Source organism: Rhodopirellula sp. UBA1907, from assembly GCF_002337565.1.
GTDB classification, from domain to species: Bacteria; Planctomycetota; Planctomycetia; order Pirellulales; family Pirellulaceae; genus Rhodopirellula; species Rhodopirellula europaea.
In genome coordinates, this window is sequence record NZ_DDGH01000029.1 from 47,003 (window position 1) to 47,623 (window position 621).

1 protein-coding gene and 1 pseudogene are annotated in these 621 nt (G+C 55.4%); one reads left to right on the forward strand and one right to left on the reverse strand.

Translation table 11 applies throughout. The features are described 5' to 3' along the window. Positions 1 to 209: pseudogene (locus tag B2R17_RS06170) on the reverse strand (hydrolase); the annotation flags it as partial. Between the two features lie 117 nt (positions 210 to 326). Here B2R17_RS06170 and thpR point away from each other — a divergent pair. Further along, positions 327 to 621, forward strand: a 295-nt coding sequence (gene thpR, locus B2R17_RS06175; protein WP_286763284.1) for an RNA 2',3'-cyclic phosphodiesterase, incomplete at its 3' end; no start/stop codon positions are given.

Consider the following 621-nt stretch of genomic DNA (forward strand, 5'->3'; position numbering starts at 1 on the left):
GCCAGCAACCTTCTTTTGAATCGGACCATGTAATCCGCGGCGTGGCAGCCACAAATCCCGTGCAGCAGCAACACGCTTCCTCGGGGAGTACCCATCCATGATTCGGGAGTATCATCGTGCAGGATCAACGTGTCGTTATCAGACACTGGCAAACGATGCTTTTCTGATTTGACGCCGCTCGATAGCTTTTGCCATTCGCTGATCGACATGGTTGGCCGTGGCGCAAGCAACGTTTGCAGGTGCCCACCCCGACGCCATCGATGAGGCACAAAACTCGGCGGCTCGAACCGATGCACTGAAAACGTCATCTCGTTAAACTTTCGCTCATGAAAACCATTCGCACCTTTTTGGCCATCCCGTTGCCTTCTGATCTCGCCCGCACAGCATCGCGTTGGATGGCGGAAACCAAAAGCCCAGGAGACGGAATCAAATGGGTTCCCGACGAGAATCTCCACCTTACGCTGAAATTCCTGGGCGAAGTTGACAACGTCGAAACACCGGCCGTCTGCAACACGCTACAGGACGCTTGCGAAGACTTGGAACCCTTTGGGTTGGTGCTTGAGGGTGCCTCCGGAATCCCCGATTTGGAACGCCCTCGGGTACTAACGGTGGCCGTCGATG